This window comes from Rossellomorea sp. NPDC077527 (genome assembly GCF_044542955.1).
Lineage (GTDB): Bacteria > Bacillota > Bacilli > Bacillales > Bacillaceae_B > Rossellomorea > Rossellomorea aquimaris_E.
In genome coordinates, this window is record NZ_JBITVL010000005.1 from 153063 (window position 1) to 178260 (window position 25198).

Genomic DNA, 25198 nt, shown 5'->3' on the forward strand with positions numbered 1-25198 from the left:
CCGTGACACGGAACTTGTCGCTCTATTCTAAAATCCCTATATAAAAGCCAAGCCCCAAAGTGATAATACACTTTAAGGCATTGACGTACGGCGGATCAGGCCACAAAATATATTTATCTTTAGTGATTTTTTGGCCCTGGGTGCTTAGGAACCCGAACATAGGTTTCAGCTCTGCTTTTATTACCCGCAAAATCTTCAACTTCATAAGTAATGGTGTAAAGCCTGCCTTCTCCCCTCGGGTCTCTGTCAGCAAGCAATGAGAAGCTTTTATCTTCTGTATTGATCAAGGCGTCCTTGACATAAGATTCATCGCTTAAAAGTTCGGATTCACTACTTTTTATAGAAAGTAGATTAATATAATCGACTCCAAAATTATCATTTGTGGTTGTTGAAACATTGATTTCTTCAAACTTCTTATTTGGTACTCTTAATATATCCTTATCTACTGATAGTTCTAGCATTGGCGCCGTTTTATCAATAAAGACAACAGAGGTCTTATAATCTTCTATATTATTCGCTTTATCCTTAGATCGGTAATCAATGGCGTATTCCCCTTCCTCCGACAATAACACATCAGAGGAGTAATCTTTCCATTCCCCACCATTGATTCGATATTGAGTGCTTTTCACACCAGAGAGTGCATCTGTTCCATTTAAATTAAAGGTGATATCTGAATTATACCAATTGTTTTGATTCCCTGAATCACCATGAAGAATAATGTCAGTTGAAGGCTTGGTTTTATCCACTTTAAGTTGAAGGGAGCTCCATGAGTTAGGACTATAGCCCACTACATTTGCACTCTTATACCTTACTGTTTGGATACCTTCTTGATTAACGGTAAAAGGTTCCTTATACGTCCTATAAGTGGACTCACCAGTTAACCAATAATACGTTTTAAAAATTTCATAATTCGGGTCTACCGCATTGAAGCCCACTTGAACATCTTCGTTATACCATCCATCATCTGATACGTCTGATGAAAGGATTGGTGTTGTGAAAGGAACTTTACTATAATACTTTTCGTGGTCATACGTTACGACATGCTCATCCTTAATCAATTGTCCGTTAACCGTAGCTTCTATAAACACTTTATAATCCGCTATGACATCTCTAGGCCCTTTCCACCAGACCGGATAGTAGATCAAAGCGTACGGCGTCATATAAAATGATCCAGGATCTCCTGCAAATACTTCATTCCCATTCATATCTTCTACTCGATAACGGAAGTTTTCCACATAAGTATAGCTTGTTGAGTCATTTTTCAACCCAACACTTAAAATATCGCCACTTAGGGTAAAATTGATGTAAGATGGTACGAAGGAAAAGTCCGGCGTCTCCACTCCATCACCATAGAACAGAGAAATGGGTAATCCCACAGCGGACTCCATATTGATGGGTCCCGTCTGCTCTGGTTCAGTAGGGTCGTACTGTTTTATTTTCAACCCTCCCATAATTCTACCTCTTTCAAAACCTTCTGGAGCCGTGATGGTGACAGGTACAACGACATTACCATTGGCAGGGACAGTGATCATTTCATCTGTGACTTCGATGTAATCTCTTAAGGCCGCCCTTTCATCGGTAATACTCGATATTAACGGAAACATGTCATCATGTGAAGTTGTGGTGATGGCCACTCCTCCATTTTTTGCTGTCCACGCATTGGCAGCAGCTATGTAGTAATAGACATCTACGTCGTTGTCATTATAAAAGGTCAAGCTATCCGAATAAACCTTTCCTGGCTCCACATCATAAATACGAAAGTTATACTTTGATAACCGTACCTCAATGCTAGAACCAGCCTTAACATCAGAAATCGGAAAAATTCCTGTAAGAAGCAAAAGCAGGGATATTAAACACAGTCCTATTTTTCCTGGTTTTCTCTTCATTCAATCACCCTCATTATTATTTTTTTACAACTCTTTTATAAAGAAAGGAATAAGGTATCATGTAATAAATGCATCAACAAAAATTAAAAATTTTCTACTTATTCAAGCATATGGGACGTGTAGGATCCCGAGTTACTTTTTCTTCTTCCACAGAATGTTTTTTTATCATTTCAATCTTTCCACTCTCTTCTTTTCCTGCAAAAATAACATTTTTCCGTAGTCCGATAGAAGTAAACAACAAGACAACCAATAGTCCTACATACAGAACCTTTTTTGATACTAAAATCACACCCTCAAGAAATTTGATTAATTTAATTCTAGGAATATATTACTCATTTGTAAATATCTTCTACAAAACTAGACGAATATTGCAGTGATTTTTTCGGAGATACAGGAAGCAGTGGGACCATTCTTGTGTTTTCCTGCGTGAATCAGGTGACGTCATTATATCTAGTTGAAGGTATTCAAGATTTAAGAAGAAGGAAGCGAGAGAACCGTCCCCGATCAACCATCATCTTGAAGAATAAACAAAATGGAGAATCAGAATGATCTCATATACTACAAGACTATCTGACTGTGTAATGATCGTAAAATTACTATCAGACAGGTTTTCTTTTTCACTAGCAAGAGCAAGAGACCCTGGAATCATCGTAATCAATAAAGCTACTGCAATCATACTTTTAAAAATCATTTTACACACTTTCATCCCTAACCCCCTAAATATCCTGTTCATTTTTATCTTTTCTTGAGAGCGATATAAAAACTCAAAAAAGAAAATACTGCAACAAAGAGACTGCCAATCCTCATATCGATTCCACCTTGCATCGTGAAAAACCGGTAAGTGAAATAGATTCCAATTAATAGGATAAGACCTAAAAGGATTTTCTTTCTCACCTTAACCCCCCCATTTTATTATTGGGTAATTCAACTAACTTTCTACATCTATCTATAGCAGTACTATATATAATTCTACACTCTCTACTTAACAGAAACCTTAAATTTCAAACCAGAGGGACAGGCCCCTTGGCTCACTTCTTTCTTCAAAAAAAGCCAAGGGACCTGTCCCCCTGGCTCTACCCCTGGCTCTACTTTTTAAGAATCGCTTGATAAATAAATTTAGGTATTGCTGACTGTCTTAGCCACCTTGATTTTTGTCCTTTTGCAACTGGAACGGTTATTAACCTGTGTAGCCACTCAAGATTAAGTTTTTTCCATAACTCTGGTGTTGGCTTTACCTTGCCAGCAATAACGTCCAAACTTCCACCAACCCCAAACACCAATTTCACTTGATTTAAATCTGACTTATATGTATAGATCCACTTATCAGAACGTGGTGCTCCCATAGCGACAATTAAGATATCTGGTTTTAATTTGTTTATAGAAGACACAATGGAGCTTTCTTTCTCTTTGGAGAAGAAACCATGTTGCCTACCTACAATTGAAACGTTTGGATATAAATTTCTTATCTCCTCAACAGCCTTTTTGTTCGTATCTTCATCGGTTCCAAGAAAATAAAAGCTCCAACCGTGTTCATTTCCTTTTTTTAATAACTTATATAGGAGGTCAAACCCTGTCACTCTCTCTTTAATAGGTTGTCTTCTAATTTTAGAAGCCATCACAATACCAATTCCATCTGGTGTAATTAAATTAGCATCATCGATAATTTGCTTGAACTCTTTATCTGACTGTGAAGTAATAGAGATTTCTGGATTTACAGTAATAAGGTGAAAAAGTTCAGACTGCTTTTCTTGTATGTGCTTTTCTAATAAATCTGTCGTTTCATTTAATGTCATTTTCGAAAAAGGACTTCCTAAAATTCTAACTATATTATTCATATATTCACTCCTAAAACTATTGATAATGTAAACTTCACCCTTTTAGCCCATTACTTTCTTTCATAATCTTATCCGAAAATATTGCTCATAATTAACCAATGAAGATCAGCTGGTTTTTTACTATTTTCTATCATTGAGAGACAATCCGTAGTTTACTTAATTGATTTAGCTTCCTTACCTCTGATTCCAACAAACAAGATAATTAACTAATCCAAGTCACTTTTATATTTCGGTAATTCCATTTTTTACCTTTATAATAAACCGTACCTATTACTCCAACAGCCCAATCACCGGAACGATACTTGGAGCCTTCAAAAAGGACTTCGGTATTTCCTTTAAAATCAATTTTTTCAATTCTCAGAAGCACGCCATCCAAAACCAGAGAACTCGAATCATATAACCCTTTTTCTTGCAGTTGTTTTAAAGTGGCGTCCATTACTTCAACTTTATATTCACCTTTAAAATATTTAAGGATTTCTTTCTTTTCACTATCACTAACTTCGTCAAAATTACTCATATCAATGGCAATATATTTCATGTCACCACTTAGACCTTCATCCTGCTCCATAATAGAGGTTAATGCTTCACTGTATATTTCTACTAAATGTTCCTTTGGTTTCACTCCATTATTACAAGCGGAAAGGAATATGGTTAACACAAGAAGAGTCGTAATATATTTTAAATTCAATTCATATTCAACCTCTCATATTCAACCTCCTTTTCAACTTGCTTTGTTTTTGACTTATTAAAAGCATGCCATGGGGAAAGGTCCCTCGGCTCGTTCACTTCAAAACAAAGAGCCAAGGTACCTGTCCCTCTGGCACTCAGGGACCTGTCCCCTCGGCTCCTAATATACTAGTTTTTTACATATCCAAGGGATATAATAGTCAATATATACTATTAATTATACTAATAATGTAAAATAACTTAGTCAATCTATTAATCATTATGTACATAAAAAACAGGATAAAAGAAAGCGGGTCATAGCATGGGATTTCTAAAAAGCTTAGGCAAAGGTGCTGGAGAATTGGTTGGAGGGGTAACAGGAGGAGTCATAAAAGGTGTCGGAGAACTTACAGGCTCAGATTTCATTAAGGAAGTTGGGGATGGAGTCAAACAATCCACTGAATTTGCTGGTAAACAGTTAGGAAACGTGGCAGAAGGCGTTTGGAATGTTGGCAGTGGAATGGTGAGCAATGATGATTCTATGATTGATAAAGGGTTCTCTGATATTGGAGACGGTGTTAGCAGCACCGCAAAAGCAGTTGGACAGGGTATACACTCTACTGCAAAAAGTGTAGGGAATGTAGCAGGCGGCATCATGGATGGAGACGAAGAACGCTGGAAGAAAGGCCTCAGAGATGTTGGTAAAACCGTCGCGGTAGGAGCTCTCGGCGTTTCCATCTTGGATGTTGCAGATGTGGTGGATATCAATGGGAACGAGGGAGGACTAGATACTGGAAACATGGCAATGGACGACCAGTCAAATAGTTCTGTGTCGGCATCCACTGAAGGAGAATACATAACTGAAGAAAACCCCAATCATCATGGAGTAGCTCCTCATTGGGTAGATGGCTATTATCGAGCGGATGGTACTTATGTAGAGGGGTACTGGCGAGATGGTGATGGAGACACAAGTGTTGATCGCACTATTGAACAAGGTGGCGGATATAGTCAGAGTAATCCGGATTATCGTGCACCGGTTGATAAAGTGTAATTCTAATCCTTAACTAACCGTTTCAACATCACTGTTTATAGAAAGGAGTGTAAATGAATGAGTTGGTTTCAAGAAAGGGCTTATTATACCGAGCATATGAGGTATCGAGAAAAAAACCCTACTCGATATATAAAAAAGTATGGCACAAATAGGCACACGGATCATAGTAAAGTACTATCTACTGACTTGCTAACCAATCAAGTACTAGTTGATAAAATATATCATCAAATAATGTCAGTGTTACCTAATAAGAGGTTTGCACTTACAGATTCCATAGAAGTTTATTTTAATAGTACCTGGCAAGAGTATGGGGATAATGATAGGTCAGTGATTGGAGTTAGTCTAGATTATACTCTTCTGCAATTCAAGAATGAATTAAGAAAAGGTCGCCTTCTTTTGGCTAATTGGGGAAATAGAGGAGAGCCTGCTTCGGTATATGATGACGCTTTTTCTCGCTTTTTACTATTTGAAATTCGCAAACCTAACTCTTCAACCCAATATAATGGTTTAACTCAATATGGCTTTCATAAATATCTAAATAGTAAATATAAGAAGATGTCAACTGATTACAAATTACTTGGAGTGAAAAAAGAGAATAAGTCTACTATATTACACCTTCTTCAAACTACTTTTGAGTTAAAAGTGGAAGGTGACAACATTGAATTACCTTTAGTTGAAATAAGTAATGAAAATGAAGAGCAATTATTAAACTTATTAAAACAACTTCTCATTATTGGCTTAACTAAAGAATATACGAGGAAACGAATAAACGAATTGAGTCTATAATAAATAACCTATGCCTTAATACAACCTGATAGTATCCATTTAATTTGACCCCCTGATTATCAAATATCAAAGGGGGTCTATTAATTATTAATAAACTACTATCTTATTCCTCAATAAAAAGAAACGCAGTTATCATACACTCAACCTTCTCGAAGAACTTTCCGCTAAACTTCATTCCTAACTTCTGTATTCGATTTACTCTTAAAAGCCTCTATAACAACCACACAAACCACCGCTAAAACAACCCCCATCAAATCCACTACCACAACATCTATCAAATGCCCGGTCCTCCCCGGCACAAAAGTTTGATGAAACTCATCCATGCCAGCATATGCAATTGAAAGTAAGATACTAAATAGAAGTTTCTTAGCAAGCTTTAACTTGGTATAGCTCAATGTCTTAATCCAAAGCAGCGTTAAAGTAAAATAACCTAAAATATGCCCTGCTTTTCGGTAGAGAAATTCTATAAACTCATAAGGACTCGATGATGAGACGACCTGTTGATCGTACTTTATTTTTACATCAGGGACGGAAATGAACTTCTTTTCCATCTTACTCTCTAATAAAGGCTTAATATCTTGCGCTTCATAAGGCATGTCAGATATAAAATAAATCACCATCATAAAGATGAAAGTGAGGAATAACCACACAAGGTATTTTTGCTTTTTTACTTTCATAATGACCAGCTTCTTTCTATATACTAAATGAAATATATTAAAACTATACTAACATAATTAAATCATGCGAATAGTGGAAAACAAAAACCTCCGTCTTTAATGACAGAGGTTACCATCCTAACTTTATTATCTATACAAATAACCCTCGCACAATCTTCACCCATCCAAAAACAGAAACCCATAGAGGAATACTTAACAATGTTCCCCAATACATGCCTTTGATAAAGTTCCCTTCTTCTTTCATGGATCAAGCACCCCTAACCTTTTTTAGTGATCACGGAGTATTCGAGCGTTGTCCTCTCATTGTAAGCGCTTACTAATGAGAAGTTTGTCAGAATACGATCAAAATTATTCAAAACTATTATCTAAAATAGTCGTTTTTGATGTTATTATGATCGATTTTCCCTTATTTAATACACTAAAAACCACTATCCAATATTTACTATAGCCTGAAGGTTCGGTAAAATTGAATTATCTATGCGAAAAAGTGAGGACATTCAAGTGAAGAAAAAAATTATATGGAGTATTGTTACCGTTGTTATACTGTTATTCATTGGAGTTGGCGGATATGCTTATTACATGTATGACTCCGTTAAAGGCACAGCAGAAGATATGCATGAAGAAGTGAAAAGGGACAAACCAAAAGATTCACCTAATATCACCGAAGAAGAAGATAAACCTGCTGAACCTATCTCCATCTTAATGATGGGGGTGGATGAGCGTGAAAATGACCAGGGCCGGTCGGATGCTCTGATTATGATGACCTTGAACCCCGAGAAAGAAAAGATGCAGATGATCAGTATCCCACGTGATACCAGAACAGAGATCATTGGACATGGTACAAGGGATAAAATCAATCATGCCTATGCGTTTGGCGGTACAAAAATGGCCATTGAAACGGTTGAGAATTTCACCGATATTCCTGTTGATTACTATATAAAAGTAAACATGGAAGCTCTAAGCGCCTTAGTCGATGCCATGGGTGGAGTTACTGTTCACAATGACCTAGATTGGTATGACGAAGGCTATTATAAAAAGGGATATCATTATCGTGAAGGGGATATTGAGTTGAATGGCCCTAAAGCGTTAGGTTATGTAAGAATGAGGCACCTGGATCCTAACGGCGATTTTGGTCGAAATGAGCGTCAACGTCAGATTATCACGGCCATCATTGATAAAGCATCCAATGTATCATCGGTAACAAAATTCGATGACATTTTGGACGTGCTCGGCAGTAATGTTAAAACTGATATGACATTTGAGGATATGATGAATATACAAAAGAATTACCGTAGTGCCCGTAATAAGATTGAACAATATGAGATAAAAGGGCAGGGTGGTATGATCGGGGGTACGTACTACTTGACTGTCCCTGAAGAAGAACAGGATAAAGTAAAGGAAATGCTGAAGAAGAATTTAGCCCATAGCTAATATAAGTAAAGAACTTGGGAGACACCCAAGTTCTTTTTTATGATATTCTAATATTTTCGCTTAATTATTAGAGACCAATAAACTATTTCTATGCCACTTCCAAGCACTTTCAATAATATCTTCTAACTTATACTCAGTTTTCCATCCTAATTCAAGATAAATCTTCTCTGAAGAGGCCACTAAAGTACCAGGATCTCCAGGTCGTCTATCAGAGAGAATAACATTTGCTTTTATCCCTGTTACTTTTTCACATGTGTCGATGATTTCTTTCACAGAATATCCTCTACCATTCCCCAAATTATAGGTTGCTTTTTGAAGTTGTTCATTAAGAAGAGCATTCAGACTAAGAATATGAGCGTTTGCCAAATCAGTTACATGGATGTAATCACGAATACATGTTCCATCATGGGTATCATAATCAGTACCAAATACTGAAATACTTTCCCGCTTCCCTAAAAGTTGTTCAAGAACAATAGGGATTAAGTGTGTTTCAGGGTCATGTTTCTCCCCAATCTCTCCAGAAACATGAGCTCCTGCAGCATTAAAGTATCGTAACACCACGTAGTTCAACTCGTACGCTTGGTGAAAGTCCTCTAAAATCTGTTCAATCATCAACTTAGAGCGTCCATAAGGGTTAATAGGATTGGTTACTGTTTTCTCCGTAATAAGATTAGAATCCGGGATACCATACGTAGCTGCTGTGGAAGAGAAAATGAAATTCTTTACGCCATGCTTATGCATAACATCTAATAGTGTTAAAGTATTCGAAACGTTGTTATCATAATACTTGTAAGGATTCTTTACAGATTCTCCTACTAAACTATTAGCAGCAAAATGCATAACAGCTTCGATTGGATATTCCGAGAAAAGTTGCTCAAGTGATTCTCTATCCCCTAAATCACCTTTGATAAATCGAACTCGCTTATCTATTAAACTTTCATGTCCCGTCGAGAGATTATCTAGAACGATCACCTCTTTTTGCTCAACTAATTCTTTCACTAAGTGACTTCCTATGTAACCCGCACCACCAACAACTAGAATCATACTACCTTCCCCCTTTAACTTTTATCGTCTTAGCACTACTTACTAACTAAAAACCATCCATTTAATAAGTTTTCACGATTATAATAAAATCTTTCATTATCCTCATACCTCATAACTTTTCCACCAGCAGCTTCAACGATTGCTTGACCTGCTCCGGTATCCCATTCCATCGTTGGGGCATATCTTGGATAATAATCAGCTTTTCCTTCTGCTACCAAACAAAACTTAAGGGAGCTTCCAGAGGACACAACTTCCACTGTTCCATACTTTGCTTCTAATTCTTTAATAAAGGCTTCTGTTTCTTCAGACATATGTGATCTACTCGCAACAACACGAGTGACATCTTCCCCTTCTGATGACGGGAGTATTACACTTACCTTCATTAGCTCTTCTTCATTTGTTATGTCCTGATTAAATGCGTTCTCTAATTTATACGCTCCTTCTCCAACAATTCCAAAATAAAATGTATCCAGAGCAGGAGCATAAATGATACCCACTGATGGGTATTGATCTTCAATAAGGGCAATATTTACAGTGAACTCACCATTCTTTTTAATGAATTCTTTCGTTCCATCCAGAGGATCCACTAGCCAAAACTTACTCCAATTACGGCGTTCACTGTAAGGAATTGCTCTCCCTTCTTCGCTTAATACAGGAATACTTGCATCAATAGCTTGCAGGCCATTCATAATTGCTTCGTGAGCTCTTTTATCTGCCTGTGTTAATGGAGATTCATCATCCTTCACTTCCACTTCGAAATCTTGGGCATACACATCCATGATCTCATTTCCAGCTTCAAGGGAGATGTTGAACAAATCTATTAGATTTACCTTTGTCATCTGTATTTAACCACCGTTCTATAATTTTATATTTTCATAGCTAACTTTAAAACCAAACAAAGTTTACGATTGTTACCGTTATCACCATAACTAATATACTCAATGGTGTCCCTACCTTTACATAATCCTTAAATTTATATCCACCAGGTCCATATACAATTAAATTAGTTTGATAACCGATAGGAGTGATAAAGCTAGCAGAGGCAGCGATGGATATAATGACGGCAAATCCCATATAGGGAACATCTAAAGAAGATGCGATTTCTAATCCTATTGGTAACATTAAAATGGCAGCTGCACTATTTGTAATTAATTCGGTGAATATATTCGTTAACAAATAGATTAAAAATAGTATGACTACGATTCCTAATGGCTCACCAATTGTTAATAGTCCATTTGCCATCCATTCAGCCAGTCCACTTTTTGTCATGGCTGCTCCCACTCCGAAGGCACTCGCAATAAGCAGAAGAACATTAAATTGAACATACCTTTTGGCTTCCTCAGTTGTAATCGTTTTGGTAACGATTAACAATAGAACCGCTACAGTCATCGCTTTAAACATGCTTAACCATCCAATCGTCACAAGAAGAATCATACTTATTAAAATACCGATAGAAAACCAGCCTTTTTTTCTGTCCTCTTGAAGATTCGATGGAGTTTCTAGAGAGGACACCACATAGAAGTCACTTGATTGCTGATAATTTCGTATAAAATCAGATCCAGCGAGTAGGAGCAATGTATCTCCCGGTCGCAAAATAATTTCTCCGACCTTGCTCTTGATTCTTTCGTTATTTCGATGAACAGCTAGTACGCCTGCATCAAACTTAGATCGGAATTGTGATTGCTTGATTGACTTTGATAGTAGCGATGATTGATGAGATACTACAGCCTCTACGAGATGCGTACTCCCATTTTTCAAATCATCTAGCTCTAATTCTGAGCCTGTCTCAATAGCTAGACCCTTTATATTTTGCAAATCAGCAATGGTAGAAATTAACCCGGTAAAAATTAATCGATCTCCAATCTTTATCTTTGTGGTGGAGCGTACCGGAGATATCCTTTCATCTCCGCGAATAATCTCTATAAGATAAAGACCATTTAGTTCTCGCAGACCAGCCTTTTTAACTGTCTGATTGATAAAAGCGAAGTTCTCCTTAACTCTTATCTCAGCAATATATTCTCTTGTATCTGCTTTCACTTGATCTCTAAAACCAAGATGATTGGGAAGAAGCCTGAACCCCCATGTAAAAAGATAAAGAAGACCCATTATGGTTATAGGTACTCCCACGATACCCAATTGAAAAAGGGAGAAACCTTCTAGTCCATAGTCTTTTAACATTCCGTGAACAACTAAGTTGGTAGAAGTACCCATTAGCGTCATGGTACCACCTAGAATTGTTACATACGATAAGGGAATCAGGAACTTTGAAGGGGCTATCCCCCTTTCTTCACACCATTTTTTTATGACAGGTGTAAACGTAACAACAATTGGGGTGTTATTCAAAAAAGCTGAGAGAACGGGAAGAGGAATAAAGAATCGCAGCATAGACCCTCTAGTACTTTTCCCCTTACTCAACCAATCCTTCATACCTTGATCAATAATTCCATGTTTTTGCACTGAACCTGCAACAATGAATAACAATGCAATTGTTAGCATTCCTTCATTTGAAAAGCCCTTTAATGCTTCATTTGGGTTCAGGATTCCCGAAATCAAAAATATCACGACAACTGAAAATACAACGATATCTGGGCGTGCCCATTCAAATAATAATGCTGTTAACATAACGAGTATCATACCTAATACAAAGATCATCTGGAATGACATGGGAGTCTGGTCTTCCTTTCTTACTATCTTTACGACAATAGTAAGAAAGCTACCATCTACTATTGGTAGATGGTAGCTTTCTATTCATCTTAGTTTAAACGTTGAAGAATTTGCTTCACAACAATATCAGTGGCTTCTTCCAACGAATGTATACTTGTATCGATTTCAATTTCTGGATTAACTGGTGTTTCATAAGGGCTAGAAATGCCTGTGAAATTAGGTATTTCTCCAGCTCTTGCTTTTTGGTACAAGCCTTTTACATCCCGTTTTTCACACTCTTCAAGTGGTGTGCTCACAAAGATTTCGATATATTCTTCACCTATAATTTCTCTGGCATTTTTACGATCACTCTCATATGGAGAGATAAATGAAGCCAGTGTAATTAACCCCGCATCATTCATTAATTTGGATACTTCTGAAATTCTGCGGATGTTTTCCACGCGGTCACTTTCTTTAAAGCCTAAATTCTTATTTAAGCCATGACGTACATTGTCACCGTCTAATAACATAGTATGGTGACCAAGTGATACCAATCGTTTCTCAACAGAGTTCGCCAATGTTGATTTTCCTGAACCTGATAAACCAGTAAACCAAAGCGTTAATGGCTTTTGACCTTTTTGTTGTGATCTGATATCACGGGTAATATCCGTCTTCTGCCAAACAACATTTGTTGATCGACGTAGAGAATGCTCAATGACCCCACAAGCAGACGTCATATTTGATACACGATCGATGAGAATTAATCCACCAAGAGCTTCATTATTTTCAAAGGTATCGAATACTAGGTTTTCAGATAGTGAAATATCACACTCTACTAATTCATTCTTAAAGACTTGGTCCGCAGGAGTATGATTACCTGTATTAATGTCTATCTTGTGTTTAATAGACATTACTGTCCCAGGAAGAACTTTTGTTCCTACCTTCACAAGATAATTCCTACCAGGAACTAATTTCGTATCATCCATCCATAGAATCCTTGCGGTTAACATATCCGTTACTTGAATACTTTCTGCAGTCGTTAACACACAACCACGTGAAACGTCCACTTCACGATCTAACTGAATGGTAACTGGCTGACCAACGCTAGCTGAATCCATCTCTTTATCTGACACCAAGATACTTTTCACTTTCGCTCTTTCATTACTTGGTAGAGAAACGACCTCTTCACCGACAGCGATGTTCCCACCTTCAACTTGTCCTTGGAATCCTCGGAATGTGTGATTAGGGCGGCTGACACGTTGAACCGGCATCACAAAGTTAATTTGTTGATTGTCTTTACGAACGTCTACATTTTCTAAGTAAGGTAATAATGGCAATCCATCGTACCATGGTGTATAGTCAGATTTCTTCGTAATGTTGTCCCCTTCTGTTGCTGAGACAGGAATGACTTGAACACTTTCCAAATTAAAGCTATGGGTTAATTGCATAAATTCAGCTTTAATTTCTTCAAAGCGTTTTTCATCAAAACCAATCAAATCCATTTTATTAACTGCCAGTACTAAATGCTTAATTCCCATTAGTGAACAAATACGTGCATGGCGTTTTGTCTGAGTAATAACACCTTTAGTAGCATCCACTAAAATGATGGCTAAATCAGCAAAAGAGGCTCCTACTGCCATATTACGAGTATACTCTTCGTGACCAGGTGTATCAGCTACGATAAACGAACGATGATCCGTAGTAAAATAGCGATAGGCAACATCGATGGTGATTCCCTGTTCTCTTTCAGCCATCAAACCGTCCAAAAGAAGGGAATAATCAATCTCTCCTCCACGGCTTCCTACCTTACTATCAAGCTCTAAAGCTTTTTCCTGATCGGCAAATAGTAATTTCGCATCATAAAGCATATGCCCGATTAATGTTGATTTACCATCATCAACACTACCACAAGTAATAAATTTTAATAAACTCTTCATTTTAGAAATACCCCTCTCGCTTACGTCTCTCCATACTTCCAGCAGCTTCTTGGTCAATGACACGACTTGTACGTTCTGAAGAAACCGCTCCAAGCGTTTCTTCAATGATTCCATCTAGCGTATTCGCATCTGACTCAACACCACCAGTAAGAGGGTAGCAACCAAGTGTACGGAAACGGACGTTCTTCGTGATGATTTCTTCATTTGGTTCTAATTTCATACGGTCATCATCTACCATTACAATATTTCCATCACGATAGACAACCGGTCTTTCTTTTGCAAAATAAAGAGGAACAATATCAATTTCTTCTCTCTTTATATATTGCCAAATGTCTTTTTCCGTCCAGTTGGAAAGAGGAAATACACGCATGCTTTCGCCCTTGTTAATTTTGGTATTATAGAGTTTCCACATCTCAGGCTTTTGGTTCTTAGGGTCCCAAGCATGATTTTTGTTACGAAAAGAGAAGATACGCTCTTTGGCACGAGATTTTTCCTCGTCGCGACGGCCACCACCAAAGGCAGCTGTAAAACCATATTTATCTAGGGCTTCCTTTAATGCTTGAGTTTTCATAATATCCGTATAAGCTGAACCATGATCAAATGGGTTTATACCTTGTTCAACACCCTCTTGATTAATATGTTCAATCATTTCAATTCCTAATTCCTCAGCCTTGCGATCACGGAAATCTATCATTTCCTTGAACTTCCAGGTCGTATTAATATGCATGAACGGAAATGGCGGCTTCTCAGGATAGAATGCTTTCATTGCCAAATGAAGCATTACAGAGCTATCCTTTCCAATGGAATAAAGCATCACTGGATTCTCACATTCTGCTGCTACTTCTCGGATAATATATATTGCTTCAGCCTCGAGTTGATCGAGGTGGGTTAGTTCTCTCATTAATGGATTCCTCCTAATAGAATTTTTCCTCTAAAAGCGTTATGAATAATAGGGACTCATTCAATAAAATTAGCTTTTACAGCTTTCCATTCTAGATAATAAGCTACTTTTATTTATATTTTTTTACTTATCTAAGATTAACCTCATTACCCTTTAGATATGACGATTAAAATAGTTTAAATACTTTGACACCGAACCTCTTAGAAACAACAATATATCCAACGATATTAGTAAACGATAATGTCACCATACTTGCGAACGCAGCACCATTTATTCCATTTGAGGGTATCAAAATAGCATTTAGAGTAATATTAATTAATAAAGCACATATATTGGCATACAACTGGAATTTTGGTTTACCAGTCATAGATAACATTAACCAGACACCACCTACAGCTATGTTTACAAATTGACCAATGCTTCTATAAATTAAAGCAGTTTGACCCATCACAAAATCTTCACCAAACAAGTTAAGAACAAACTGACTAAAAATAAGTAAAAGTGTTGTCGTAATTAAAGAAAACACTGCTAAAAATCTTGTAGCTTTTACATATAGTAACTTAAGTTCTTCATCCTTACCTCTATGGTATAATTCAGAAATTCGTGGAGCAAGAACTGTATTAAATATTAGCAATAATACTGAAACCATATTAGATACTTGTATAGTTATCTGGTATATTCCTACATCAGTATTTGACAAGAGACTTCCAATCATAATAATGTCAATTCTATTAATCAGTGTCCCCATCATCGTAGCTAATAATAGAGGGAGTGAATAAGCTAAATACGACTTGTCAAAGATTAGTCGTCCAAATTTAAATCTGTTCTGATAATAATATGTGCTGATTGAATATAATAAAGATATATAAACCCCTATAGCAAGACTGTATTCGTTCTTCCCAAAAACAAAGAAAAAAATTATTATTAAAACTACTCTCAATAACATAGAAAAAAAACCGTTAATGATGTAGAATTCTTTTATCTTCCCCTCTGCTCTATACATTCCAAAGAATAACTCTTCAGCAGATAGAAACCAAATTAATGGGAGCATAAATTTAAGATAATCATTATTAGTCAAGGTAGCTAAAAACAATGAAGAAAATACAAATATTACAAAACTCACCATAAAACTTAAGCTAACATGCTTATATTTGTTTTTTGGTATTGAATACATTAATCCATTGTCTAACCCCGCTCTAGAAATTATCATTAATACTTGTACTATCGTCATAGCATATGTGTATTTACCAAATATCTCTGCACCATATAATCTGGTACAAACAAAAGAAAAAAGTAGCGTAAAAACAATAAATGACCCGCGACCCAAAAATGAGTCAAATAATTTCACAACAAAATCATTTGAAGCATATTTTTTAAATATATTTAACAAGCTTATCATTCCTTGTGAGCCAATAATAATTAGAATAAAATGAAAAACAACATAACTAATTCCTTTGTAAGCTTATTTTATATGGTTTTGATATATCTAACTAGTAGCCTTTTCGGATTTCCCTAACAATATAAATAAACTAAAAATACAAAAATGTACAAAAAACGAGGCATTAAAGATATTAGAAATAAAAATAGGATCAGAAATCCCCCTAATTAAAAGTACAAAAACCAACACAATCGTTAAACCACTTGTACTTCTTGCATACTTTATTGCTGAAATAATGAAAATAATTATATATATACATAAGAAAACAACACCAAAGATCCCAGACTCACCTAAGGTCTGAAAGAATTGACTATGGGCATGCCCTGGTACCCACATGAGTTGAGGAAAATATGTTTGAGCCATTGATTCAGACCATAGTGACTGACCATAACCAAACATTGGATTTAATTTCCACATTTCTATAGTGTTCCTCCAAATTTCAGTGCGGCCGGTCAACGTATATATATCATGTTCAATGAAGAAATCATTAATTTTATTTAATAACATTACTAAGGCTATTAAAAGGGTGGATAAACTAAAAAATAACAAAGATATTAATAAATATTTATTATTTTTATTTTTTCCATATGCATATAAGAACATAATTAAATAGCAAATAAGCATTGCAATCCAAATTGTTTTTGATTGAGCAAGAATAATAACCACTACGGCAACTAAATGATTAAATTTATTTACTCTTAATCTTTCAGAGTACCGCACTCCAAAGATATCTAACAGTAAATAAATTATCATTAGCAGTGCTAACACATTAGAATGATTAGCCAACCCGTTTAACCTTATATCTAGACCTATTATTCCGTAACTATATTCTAATGAAGCAGCATTTTCAGGTGCTAATAGGAGGTACACCAAGCTACCATAACCATACAAGTATATTAAAACTCTTTTAATATATTTGATTAATGAAATAACTTCGATTTCAGGAAGAAAATTTGTTGTTACAAATACTAAGAGCATAATGTAGATTGAAATATTAAACGATGGCACAAAGCCAAGGAATTGCGAAAAAAAAGGCCCCATCATCATTAGGAAAAATCCCCACGTTAATGAATTTAACTTCTTTGCATCTGATAAAAAAGGAGTTTTAAAGGAACTTATAAAAATATATATACAATAAAACACTATTATAATATATATAACATGCTGCAAATTACCTGCCATTGCATTAGTTATAAATTCTGGCCTTGTCCTATAGTATGTTAAATTATTAACAAAAGGAGTAATTCCAATCAATAAAATAAGGGTTCCCCATAAGTTATTTATCAAAATTCCACTCCCTATTCATTAGTATTAATCTACCTTCTGTTAAATACGTTTTTTTCTACTAATCCACCACAATACAAACATTGTTATTTATAGTACTCTTTTATTATTTTAGAATAAATATCCTCTAATTTACCGGTTTGCGTTTTCAGGTCAAAATTTTCATTAATATGCTTAATACCGTTCCCACTAAATTGATGCCATAAATCTTCATCATTAAATAGCCTTAGAATATACTTCGATAAGTCTAGCCAGTCTTTTTCATTAGCTAAAAACCCTGTATTTTCATGGGAAACTACTTCTGATATCCCTCCGCTATTAAAACTGACCACAGGAAGACCCATAGCTTGGGCTTCAGCAAATACAAGGCCAAAAGCTTCCGTATCTCCATTTTCAGCAGTTATGCTGGGAGTACAAAACACCTTTGATTTATTCATCCATTTTTTTACGTTGGATTGAGATTGAAATCCTAAAAATTGGTAATTAATTAATTTTTCTTTAGCGGCCCTTTCCAATTTCTCTCTTTGGGGTCCATCACCAATTATAACTAATCTCACTTCTGGATTAACTTTTTGTACTTCTTCCATTGCTTTAATTAAATATTCACAACCCTTTTTTTCAACTAACCTACCAACAAATAAAACTGTTGATTCCCTTTCCAAATCTTCAATAGGTTTGAACTTTTGCGTATCAATACCTATATAATGAACAAATATCTTATTTTCACTAAATCCCTCTTCAATTAATTTTTCTTTTATAAAGTTAGATACTGCTATAAAAGCAGTTCCACCTTTCATTAACTCGTTTTTATGCTTTATAAATTTTCTATGCACATAAAAAGATTTTTTAGCAAATTTATCTTTTATAGTTATATCATACCCGTGAAATGTAGTTAACAATGGGACATTATTCTTTTTGGCAAGAGGACTAACAAGTAAGGCATCTGGTCCAAAATGAGCATGTATAAGAGTAGGTTCATACTGTTTCAAAAAGTTATCTAACCTTTTCGAATATCTCGATAATTTAAAGAAGGTTTCACATAGTAGACCGTAATACCCCCCATTATTTATGACAAATGAAGAATCATCAGAAATTTCTAAACCATCAACTTTTTTGGAACCGATATAATAACTCTGATAATTTGTTAAAGAATCTCTTTGGGATAATATGAAAGTTTCTGATGGAGGCAATAATTTATCTCTGTAAATTGCAATTGTATTATTATTCATAACAATTTTACCTTTCTTGTTTTAGTAAAAAATAGGCCTTGATTTTGTAAATCTATACATCAAATTGATATAAAGAAATTTAACTCTTGAAAATATAAATATTTTCGGTAGTAGAATCATCTGCAAATATAGACTTTGAATAGAAATTTTTAATATTTGGTTAGAGCTATGTAAAAAATTTCAATATCTTAAAACTTTAATTTGCAGATAAAGATAATTAGACATTTACATGACTCGAACCTTTCTAATCTAAAAAAATTATTTGTTAAAACTAAAATAACCTAATTTGTTCATATTTTCCCTGCATGTATTTTCAATAATATTCAAATTCATTTTCCCAAAAAAATCCTCTAGGGGTATACTTCTGTTACCAGGTGGCTGAAACTGAATATCAGTTTTATTTAATATTTCAAATTTTTTCTTTAAACCTATATCTATTGCTAACCTTTCTATATAGTTCGCTTTATCTTCAATAAAATCCTCATATTTAACAAGATGGAAATTTTCATTGTCCATATAAATATTTGTAGCAATATTCCACCTTTTAGCTAAAATTTCAATGTAATTTTGACCAGTTATTCCTAAATCCTCACCGTTAACAATTTGGTCCCATACATTTGGAATCATCTTTAACGATTTCTTTTCTATAGCGGACAACTCATTTAAATCTCCACGCAATTTTATTCTGTTTAATATACTTCTAATATTTTCTCGAGGATCACGAATGACAAATATGTACTTAGAATTAGGGAAATATTTAATTAAGTCACTGTATATAAATGTTAAAGCCGGTTCCTTTAAGATGTCTTTAGAAAAATCGTACTTGTTGTTACTAATTAAATCTTCAATAGATATTTTATTTTTATTTATTTTTAAAAGGTTTCCACCACATATCCCTGTCAAGTCTATAGTTACAGAACTACCCGTTAGTTCTGCCAACAGCCCAGCAATAGCAGACGTACCGCTTTTTTGATTACCTAATATAATTAAGGGCTGTTTATTTACAGTAGAAGTGAAATTTTTGGGTATTTTTTTTATATTTTCAGGTATGTAATAATATTTATTAAGCATTTGCTTAATCAATTATTTAGCCTCCCAAATAATATACATTTTTGAAAAAACATATAATATTATTTATTTTTTTTTCTTAAAAAGGTTTTATATATTAAGGTTCTTATTTTATTTCCAGATATTCTAATTATAGATCTGAGCATAAGGTTTGTTAAATAATGCCATGAATTAAAAAGGTTTCTTTTGTAGAAGAGTGTTAATGCTTTATACTCTTCTACTAAATACTTTACTCCACCTCGTCTATTATAAGTCTCTTCATTACTTCTAAAATAAAGAAGGTTTTCTTGAAGATTGTATCCTCTATAACCGTTTTTCAACAACTTAAGAAATAATAAGTAATCTTCAAACCATAATAAATTTTCGTAATTCCCAACTTTTAGTATAGCACTTCTTCTGAACATTACTGTTGGGTGTAAAAAAGGACATCTTCTTTTAGATTTATACATTATTTCTCTATTATATTCTGGGAAAACTCTACTTGAAATAACGTTGTTTATACTTCTATCAAAATCTAATGCATTTGTCCCTACAATTGCAATTTCTTTATTATTTGTTAAAAAATTCAACTGCTTTTCAAACCTAGTTTTGTGACATATATCATCAGTATCCATTCTTGCTATTATTTCATAAGAACAAGCTTCAACTCCTGCCCTCAGCGCTATACCCAATCCTTTATTTTCAGAAAAATTAATTATTTTGAATAATTTTGGATAATTATTTAAATATTCTTCAATTATTTTTTCAAGTTGACTTGTTAACGGACCATCTTTAACAATTAGTATTTCATTAGGCACTATTGTTTGATTTAAAACACTGTTAAGCGACTCTAATAAATACTCAGGCTTCTCTTTATTGTACACTGATAATAATACTGAGAACTTTTCCAGAATAAAACACCCTCTTACTTAAACATGGATAATAAATCAAAATCTAATCTAAGATTTTGATTTATTATAATAATATAAACTATAATTTCTTCTTACCTCTAAGAACAGAAAACATAAATACACCTCTATTAAGAGACTACCTCAAGAAATTATCTATTTTTAACAATAATGTAAATCAACTTGCTTGGAATAAGGATTTTAATCTGAGTAATAATTAAATCTTTCACAGATATACTCTTATTCAAAAAAGCACTTAAACATATTTTCAAACCAACTACCTTTTTACCTTCTCTACCAGCGTATACTGATATATATTTTCCTATAAAAGCAAAATAAGCTTTGTCCGTTACTAGAGGCCTGACCTTTTTGATCCACTCCAAAGAGAATCTATAGTCATTCTTTTTACTAATATTATCCTTATCCTTAAGATCATAATTAGATAATGCTTCTTCTAGAAATATAAACTTTACCCCTTCAGATTCTAATCTTAAACAATAATCCCAATCCTGATGTTTTTTTAAATTTGGATCAAACTTCACTTTTTTTGCTAATTCAGTGGGTAACATCAAAGTACTTGTCTGAATTAAACCATTATTCACAAATAAATATTCACCTACTGTTTCCTTTTCTCCAATTCCTTTTTGAGGCATTATTTTCTTTATTTTCCCTCTATCCGCAATTAATTTTGAATAACAAACTATATTGTTTACATTTTTATAACTACTTAGATATTGATACTGTTTTTCTAATTTTCTTTTCTCCCAAAAATCATCAGAATCTAAGAATGCTATATATTCTCCCCGTGCGTTCTCAATACCAGCATTCCTAGCAACTGCACCGTTTGAATTTTTTTTAAGTTTAACGTATTTAATTTGTGTTTTATGCTTAACTTTAATTAGATTTATTATTTCTTCAGTATTATCAGTAGATCCATCATCAATAACTATAATTTCTATATTTTCATACGATTGATCTAACACGCTCTTTATAGTTCTCTGAATTATATAAGCCCTATTAAAGGTTGGAATTATAACACTTATCAATGGAAATATTTGTTTCTCCATAACTAAAATATCCTCAATTTCTTTTAATGAATTTATGTTATTAATTTGTCTAATAGCAAGTAAATTTTTTAATAAGCACCCTTTTTCGTAAACACTACAAATAATGTCTGTAGTAATATTTTTAGGTCCAAAAATATGGATTGGTTGTAAACGTAATATAACTCAAGATCCACTCTCTCAGGATATCCAATATTACTTCTTCCATTTACTTGCCAGAACCCTGTAATACCTGGCTTTACTGATAAAAATTCCTCTCGTTTATTTTTATATTCTTTTAGTTCTTCCTCTACAATTGGCCTCGGACCTACTATACTCATATCACCCATTAAGACATTTAATAATTGGGGAAGTTCATCTAAAGAAGTTTTCCTTAAAAATTTCCCGAACTTAGTGATCCTAGGATCCTCGTCTTGTTCGAGTTTGTAATTATTGCTAATATACTTCTGATAAAGTTCAACATTAGTTTTAAGTTTTGAATCAGCATTTACTACCATTGATCTAAATTTATACATATAAAACATTCCACCATTTTTCCCATACCTTAACTGTTTATAAAATAAAGGCCCTTTAGAATCTCCGAACATATACACTAAGCCTACTAATATAAATAATGGTATTACTAACATTAAACATATTATGGATATAATTATATCCATGGATCTTTTAAAAAATAGATATTTACTTGAAATATTAAAATGGTTTCTGGAAGCCGGTTTTTCACTATTATATAGCGAACCTGACTTTACTCCTTGACTATTTTGATCCATTCAAAACACCTTCATTCCTTATAATAGCTAAAATAGAAATATTCATATTACTAAACATATGAATCTATTTGAATTTTTCACACATTCATATCAAACTTTAGAATTATACTTTTATTTTTTTATTTATTAACTTTTTAATAATCTCTTCAACTTGTTCACCAATTTCTTTATTTTGAAGTGCAAACTCAATTGTTGTAGCAACAAATCCTAGTTTCTCACCAACATCATACCTTTCACCTTCAAAGTCGTAAGCATAAACTGTTTGTATCCTGTTTAGCTTTTGAATTGCATCAGTCAATTGGATTTCTCCACCTGCACCTGTTTCTTGGTCTTCAAGTATAGTGAAAATTTCTGGTGTTAGTAAGTAACGCCCCATAATGGCTAAGTTTGAGGGGGCTGTTCCTAGTGCAGGTTTTTCTACGAAATTATTCACTTGATATCTTCTATCTTCCTTAGATACTGGATCAATTATTCCATATCGATGAGTTTGGTTGTGTTCGACTGTTTGAACTCCAATGATAGATGAACCTGTTTTTTCATATTGATTAATTAATTGTTTTACGCAAGGGGTTTCGCTCACTACAATATCATCGCCTAATAGAACAGCAAATGGCTCATCACCAATAAAATTACGAGCAGACCATACTGCATGACCTAAACCTTTAGGTTCTTTTTGACGAATATAATGTATGTTTACTAAATTACTCGAGTGTTGAACCTTTTCTAATAAATCAAACTTACCCTTTTCTGCTAGGTTTCTTTCAAGTTCAGGAGCAAGGTCAAAGTGATCTTCTATGGCACGCTTCCCTTTTCCCGTTACGATAATGATATCTTCAATACCAGATGCAATCGCTTCCTCTACTATGTATTGAATAGTTGGTTTATCTACGATTGGAAGCATTTCTTTCGGCATAGCTTTGGTAGCAGGTAAGAAACGTGTTCCTAACCCAGCTGCTGGAATGATGGCTTTTCTTACTTTTTTCATATTCTAGTCCCCCTATAATTTTTATATACCAGTTTTTTCTCTTGTATTTACAGTTGGCCTTCCCATTGAGTAGTACTCAATTCCTTTGTTATTCATGACTTCAATGTCATAACAATTACGACCGTCGAAGATGATTGGTTGTTTCATAGTTGATTTGAAGGTGTCTATATCTAGGTCTTTGAATTCGGACCATTCTGTTAGGATGAGTGTTGCGTCGGCATCTTTTAATGCTTCTTCCGTTGAATTAGCAAAAGTTACGTCTGGGTTGATGATTTTCTTAGCTTGCTCCATTGCCACTGGATCATAAGCAATGACGTAGGCTCCTTTCTCAACGAGATGATTCGTCATAGGGATAGAGGCTGCTTCCCTCATATCGTCCGTGTTTGGTTTAAATGCTAAGCCCAGTACAGCAATTTTCTTGCCACTTAAACTATAGAAACGATCTTGAAGCTTCGATAACAGAATGCTTTGCTGCTTTTTATTGACTTCAATGACCCCTTTCAGTAGTTCAAACTCATATTCTACGTTCCCTGCGATTTGTACCAGAGCTTTTGTATCTTTCGGGAAGCATGAACCTCCGTACCCTATTCCAGCATTTAAGAATTGTGAGCCGATGCGGTTATCCATCCCCATCCCGACTGCCACATCCTCTACGTTTGCTTCCACTCGTTCACAGATGTTTGAGATTTCATTGATGAAGCTGATTTTTGTTGCTAAGAAGGCATTGGCAGCATACTTAATCATTTCAGCACTGCGGATATCTGTCTTGAATACAGGGATGCCGTATGGCTTGTTGATTTCTTCAATTACTCTTGCGGCAGCTGGGTTATCTGCTCCAACCACGATGCGATCACCATGGAAGGAATCATAGATAGCTGCCCCTTCACGAAGGAACTCAGGATTCGAAACAATTTCCACTTTCACAGGATGAACCAGGTGCTTTTGAATCGTTTCTTTGATCCAGTGATTGGTTCCCACAGGCACAGTACTCTTCGTAACGACTATCACATCATGGTCGACACCGGTTGCAATATCGATGGCAACTTGCTCTACGAAAGCAAGATTAGCTGACCCATCTTCCTTCTCTGGTGTTCCAACCGCAATGTAAATGACATCTGCTGATTGAAACGCTTCAGAATGATTGGTTGTAAATTGTAATCGATTATTTTCGATATTCTTCTTCATCAATTCATTTAGTCCTGGCTCGTAGATTGGGGAAATCCCTTCACTCATTCTGTTGACCTTCGCTTCGTCTATATCTATGCATGTCACGTGGTGACCAATCTCCGATAAACATGTACCTGTCACTAACCCAACATATCCTGTACCAACTACTGCTATTTTCATAACCTTCTCCTTTTTCTCTTGAAATTCGACATAATAAATACCTAATGAAAAAACACATTTCCCAAATGTTTTTTCATTAGGTATCCAATTGGAACCTGAACCAACTATTACATAAAACGCTTTCATTGTTTTTCTTTACTTACTTCTTTTAAAATAGTAAATGTGGGCATCTAACCCTTCCTCACATCCCACCACTGACGACGAGCGTCTAAGGCGAAGTTTCTCTTCACCCACGGCGTGACCGAGTGCCTCCATGGATAATGGCAAGG

General features: G+C 34.8%; 23 protein-coding genes. 3 read left to right on the plus strand and 20 right to left on the minus strand.

The window, feature by feature from the left end; genetic code table 11:
• Window positions 1–119 precede the first annotated feature (119 nt).
• The 5 genes from ACIGG7_RS17635 to ACIGG7_RS17655 form a co-directional block, all read right to left on the minus strand.
• Window positions 120–1886: an OmpL47-type beta-barrel domain-containing protein gene (locus ACIGG7_RS17635; RefSeq protein WP_397550479.1), complete on the minus strand. Its 1767-nt coding sequence runs from the start codon at window positions 1884–1886 to the stop codon at window positions 120–122.
• Between the two features lie 511 nt (window positions 1887–2397).
• On the minus strand, window positions 2398–2592 hold the full coding sequence (locus tag ACIGG7_RS17640) for a hypothetical protein (protein ID WP_397550480.1): 195 nt from the start codon (window positions 2590–2592) through the stop codon (window positions 2398–2400).
• A 29-nt stretch (window positions 2593–2621) separates the two neighbouring features.
• On the minus strand, window positions 2622–2780 hold the full coding sequence (locus ACIGG7_RS17645; protein WP_397550481.1) for a hypothetical protein: 159 nt from the start codon (window positions 2778–2780) through the stop codon (window positions 2622–2624).
• Between the two features lie 191 nt (window positions 2781–2971).
• On the minus strand, window positions 2972–3721 hold the full coding sequence (locus ACIGG7_RS17650; protein WP_397550482.1) for a WecB/TagA/CpsF family glycosyltransferase: 750 nt from the start codon (window positions 3719–3721) through the stop codon (window positions 2972–2974).
• A gap of 202 nt (window positions 3722–3923) precedes the next feature.
• Complete coding sequence (locus tag ACIGG7_RS17655) at window positions 3924–4409, minus strand: peptide ABC transporter substrate-binding protein (protein ID WP_397550483.1); 486 nt, start codon at window positions 4407–4409, stop codon at window positions 3924–3926.
• A gap of 300 nt (window positions 4410–4709) precedes the next feature.
• Here ACIGG7_RS17655 and ACIGG7_RS17660 point away from each other — a divergent pair, with 300 nt between their 5' ends.
• Together ACIGG7_RS17660 and ACIGG7_RS17665 are read left to right on the plus strand one after the other, a co-directional pair.
• Window positions 4710–5438, plus strand: coding sequence for a hypothetical protein (locus ACIGG7_RS17660; RefSeq protein WP_397550484.1), 729 nt, complete (start codon window positions 4710–4712; stop codon window positions 5436–5438).
• 57 nt (window positions 5439–5495) lie between these two features.
• Window positions 5496–6224 (plus strand): hypothetical protein, encoded by a 729-nt coding sequence (locus ACIGG7_RS17665; protein WP_397550485.1) that lies wholly within the window; start codon window positions 5496–5498, stop codon window positions 6222–6224.
• A gap of 164 nt (window positions 6225–6388) precedes the next feature.
• Here ACIGG7_RS17665 and ACIGG7_RS17670 read toward each other — a convergent pair whose 3' ends face one another.
• Window positions 6389–6901: a VanZ family protein gene (locus ACIGG7_RS17670; RefSeq protein WP_397550486.1), complete on the minus strand. Its 513-nt coding sequence runs from the start codon at window positions 6899–6901 to the stop codon at window positions 6389–6391.
• Window positions 6902–7402: 501 nt separating this feature from the next.
• Between ACIGG7_RS17670 and ACIGG7_RS17675 the strand changes: the two genes are divergently transcribed.
• Window positions 7403–8332 (plus strand): LCP family glycopolymer transferase, encoded by a 930-nt coding sequence (locus ACIGG7_RS17675; RefSeq protein WP_397550487.1) that lies wholly within the window; start codon window positions 7403–7405, stop codon window positions 8330–8332.
• Between the two features lie 60 nt (window positions 8333–8392).
• Here the strand turns inward: ACIGG7_RS17675 and galE are convergent, their stop codons facing one another.
• From galE to ACIGG7_RS17745, 14 genes are all read right to left on the minus strand, one after another.
• On the minus strand, window positions 8393–9376 hold the full coding sequence (galE, locus tag ACIGG7_RS17680; protein WP_397550488.1) for a UDP-glucose 4-epimerase GalE: 984 nt from the start codon (window positions 9374–9376) through the stop codon (window positions 8393–8395).
• A gap of 35 nt (window positions 9377–9411) precedes the next feature.
• Window positions 9412–10215 (minus strand): 3'(2'),5'-bisphosphate nucleotidase CysQ, encoded by an 804-nt coding sequence (gene cysQ, locus ACIGG7_RS17685; RefSeq protein ID WP_397550489.1) that lies wholly within the window; start codon window positions 10213–10215, stop codon window positions 9412–9414.
• Between the two features lie 46 nt (window positions 10216–10261).
• Window positions 10262–12040 (minus strand): SLC13 family permease, encoded by a 1779-nt coding sequence (locus ACIGG7_RS17690; protein ID WP_397550490.1) that lies wholly within the window; start codon window positions 12038–12040, stop codon window positions 10262–10264.
• An 89-nt stretch (window positions 12041–12129) separates the two neighbouring features.
• A complete protein-coding gene (gene cysC, locus ACIGG7_RS17695) occupies window positions 12130–13956 on the minus strand; it encodes an adenylyl-sulfate kinase (protein WP_397550491.1) in 1827 nt (608 codons plus the stop codon).
• A 1-nt stretch (window position 13957) separates the two neighbouring features.
• On the minus strand, window positions 13958–14857 hold the full coding sequence (gene cysD / locus ACIGG7_RS17700; RefSeq protein ID WP_397550492.1) for a sulfate adenylyltransferase subunit CysD: 900 nt from the start codon (window positions 14855–14857) through the stop codon (window positions 13958–13960).
• A 166-nt stretch (window positions 14858–15023) separates the two neighbouring features.
• Entirely contained in the window at window positions 15024–16247 is a 1224-nt protein-coding gene (locus ACIGG7_RS17705) for a flippase (RefSeq protein WP_397550493.1), read from the minus strand.
• A 96-nt stretch (window positions 16248–16343) separates the two neighbouring features.
• The gene (locus ACIGG7_RS17710) at window positions 16344–17582 is read right to left on the minus strand and encodes an O-antigen ligase family protein (protein WP_397550494.1); all 1239 of its coding nucleotides are present in this window, start codon (window positions 17580–17582) and stop codon (window positions 16344–16346) included.
• Between the two features lie 83 nt (window positions 17583–17665).
• Entirely contained in the window at window positions 17666–18808 is a 1143-nt protein-coding gene (locus tag ACIGG7_RS17715) for a glycosyltransferase (RefSeq protein WP_397550495.1), read from the minus strand.
• A 258-nt stretch (window positions 18809–19066) separates the two neighbouring features.
• Window positions 19067–19891 (minus strand): sulfotransferase, encoded by an 825-nt coding sequence (locus ACIGG7_RS17720; RefSeq protein ID WP_397550496.1) that lies wholly within the window; start codon window positions 19889–19891, stop codon window positions 19067–19069.
• Between the two features lie 47 nt (window positions 19892–19938).
• Complete coding sequence (locus ACIGG7_RS17725) at window positions 19939–20769, minus strand: glycosyltransferase (RefSeq protein ID WP_397550665.1); 831 nt, start codon at window positions 20767–20769, stop codon at window positions 19939–19941.
• Window positions 20770–20915: 146 nt separating this feature from the next.
• A complete protein-coding gene (locus tag ACIGG7_RS17730) occupies window positions 20916–21830 on the minus strand; it encodes a glycosyltransferase family 2 protein (protein WP_397550497.1) in 915 nt (304 codons plus the stop codon).
• A 68-nt stretch (window positions 21831–21898) separates the two neighbouring features.
• Window positions 21899–22597, minus strand: coding sequence for a sugar transferase (locus tag ACIGG7_RS17735; protein WP_397550498.1), 699 nt, complete (start codon window positions 22595–22597; stop codon window positions 21899–21901).
• Between the two features lie 103 nt (window positions 22598–22700).
• A complete protein-coding gene (galU, locus tag ACIGG7_RS17740) occupies window positions 22701–23582 on the minus strand; it encodes a UTP--glucose-1-phosphate uridylyltransferase GalU (protein WP_397550499.1) in 882 nt (293 codons plus the stop codon).
• 21 nt (window positions 23583–23603) lie between these two features.
• Window positions 23604–24929 (minus strand): UDP-glucose dehydrogenase family protein, encoded by a 1326-nt coding sequence (locus tag ACIGG7_RS17745; protein ID WP_397550500.1) that lies wholly within the window; start codon window positions 24927–24929, stop codon window positions 23604–23606.
• Window positions 24930–25198 lie beyond the last annotated feature (269 nt).

What these genes read in the sequence shown, in the direction of transcription:
- ACIGG7_RS17635 (WP_397550479.1), bottom strand. Translation starts at nt 1,886, where the DNA reads ATGAAGAGAAAACCAGGAAAAATAGGACTGTGTTTAATATCCCTGCTT.
- ACIGG7_RS17640 (WP_397550480.1), bottom strand. Translation starts at nt 2,592, where the DNA reads ATGAAAGTGTGTAAAATGATTTTTAAAAGTATGATTGCAGTAGCTTTA.
- ACIGG7_RS17650 (WP_397550482.1), bottom strand. Translation starts at nt 3,721, where the DNA reads ATGAATAATATAGTTAGAATTTTAGGAAGTCCTTTTTCGAAAATGACA.
- ACIGG7_RS17660 (WP_397550484.1), top strand. Translation starts at nt 4,710, where the DNA reads ATGGGATTTCTAAAAAGCTTAGGCAAAGGTGCTGGAGAATTGGTTGGA.
- ACIGG7_RS17665 (WP_397550485.1), top strand. Translation starts at nt 5,496, where the DNA reads ATGAGTTGGTTTCAAGAAAGGGCTTATTATACCGAGCATATGAGGTAT.
- ACIGG7_RS17670 (WP_397550486.1), bottom strand. Translation starts at nt 6,901, where the DNA reads ATGAAAGTAAAAAAGCAAAAATACCTTGTGTGGTTATTCCTCACTTTC.
- galE (WP_397550488.1), bottom strand. Translation starts at nt 9,376, where the DNA reads ATGATTCTAGTTGTTGGTGGTGCGGGTTACATAGGAAGTCACTTAGTG.
- cysQ (WP_397550489.1), bottom strand. Translation starts at nt 10,215, where the DNA reads ATGACAAAGGTAAATCTAATAGATTTGTTCAACATCTCCCTTGAAGCT.
- ACIGG7_RS17690 (WP_397550490.1), bottom strand. Translation starts at nt 12,040, where the DNA reads ATGTCATTCCAGATGATCTTTGTATTAGGTATGATACTCGTTATGTTA.
- cysC (WP_397550491.1), bottom strand. Translation starts at nt 13,956, where the DNA reads ATGAAGAGTTTATTAAAATTTATTACTTGTGGTAGTGTTGATGATGGT.
- cysD (WP_397550492.1), bottom strand. Translation starts at nt 14,857, where the DNA reads ATGAGAGAACTAACCCACCTCGATCAACTCGAGGCTGAAGCAATATAT.
- ACIGG7_RS17715 (WP_397550495.1), bottom strand. Translation starts at nt 18,808, where the DNA reads ATGAATAATAATACAATTGCAATTTACAGAGATAAATTATTGCCTCCA.
- ACIGG7_RS17730 (WP_397550497.1), bottom strand. Translation starts at nt 21,830, where the DNA reads ATGGAGAAACAAATATTTCCATTGATAAGTGTTATAATTCCAACCTTT.
- ACIGG7_RS17735 (WP_397550498.1), bottom strand. Translation starts at nt 22,597, where the DNA reads ATGGATCAAAATAGTCAAGGAGTAAAGTCAGGTTCGCTATATAATAGT.
- galU (WP_397550499.1), bottom strand. Translation starts at nt 23,582, where the DNA reads ATGAAAAAAGTAAGAAAAGCCATCATTCCAGCAGCTGGGTTAGGAACA.
- ACIGG7_RS17745 (WP_397550500.1), bottom strand. Translation starts at nt 24,929, where the DNA reads ATGAAAATAGCAGTAGTTGGTACAGGATATGTTGGGTTAGTGACAGGT.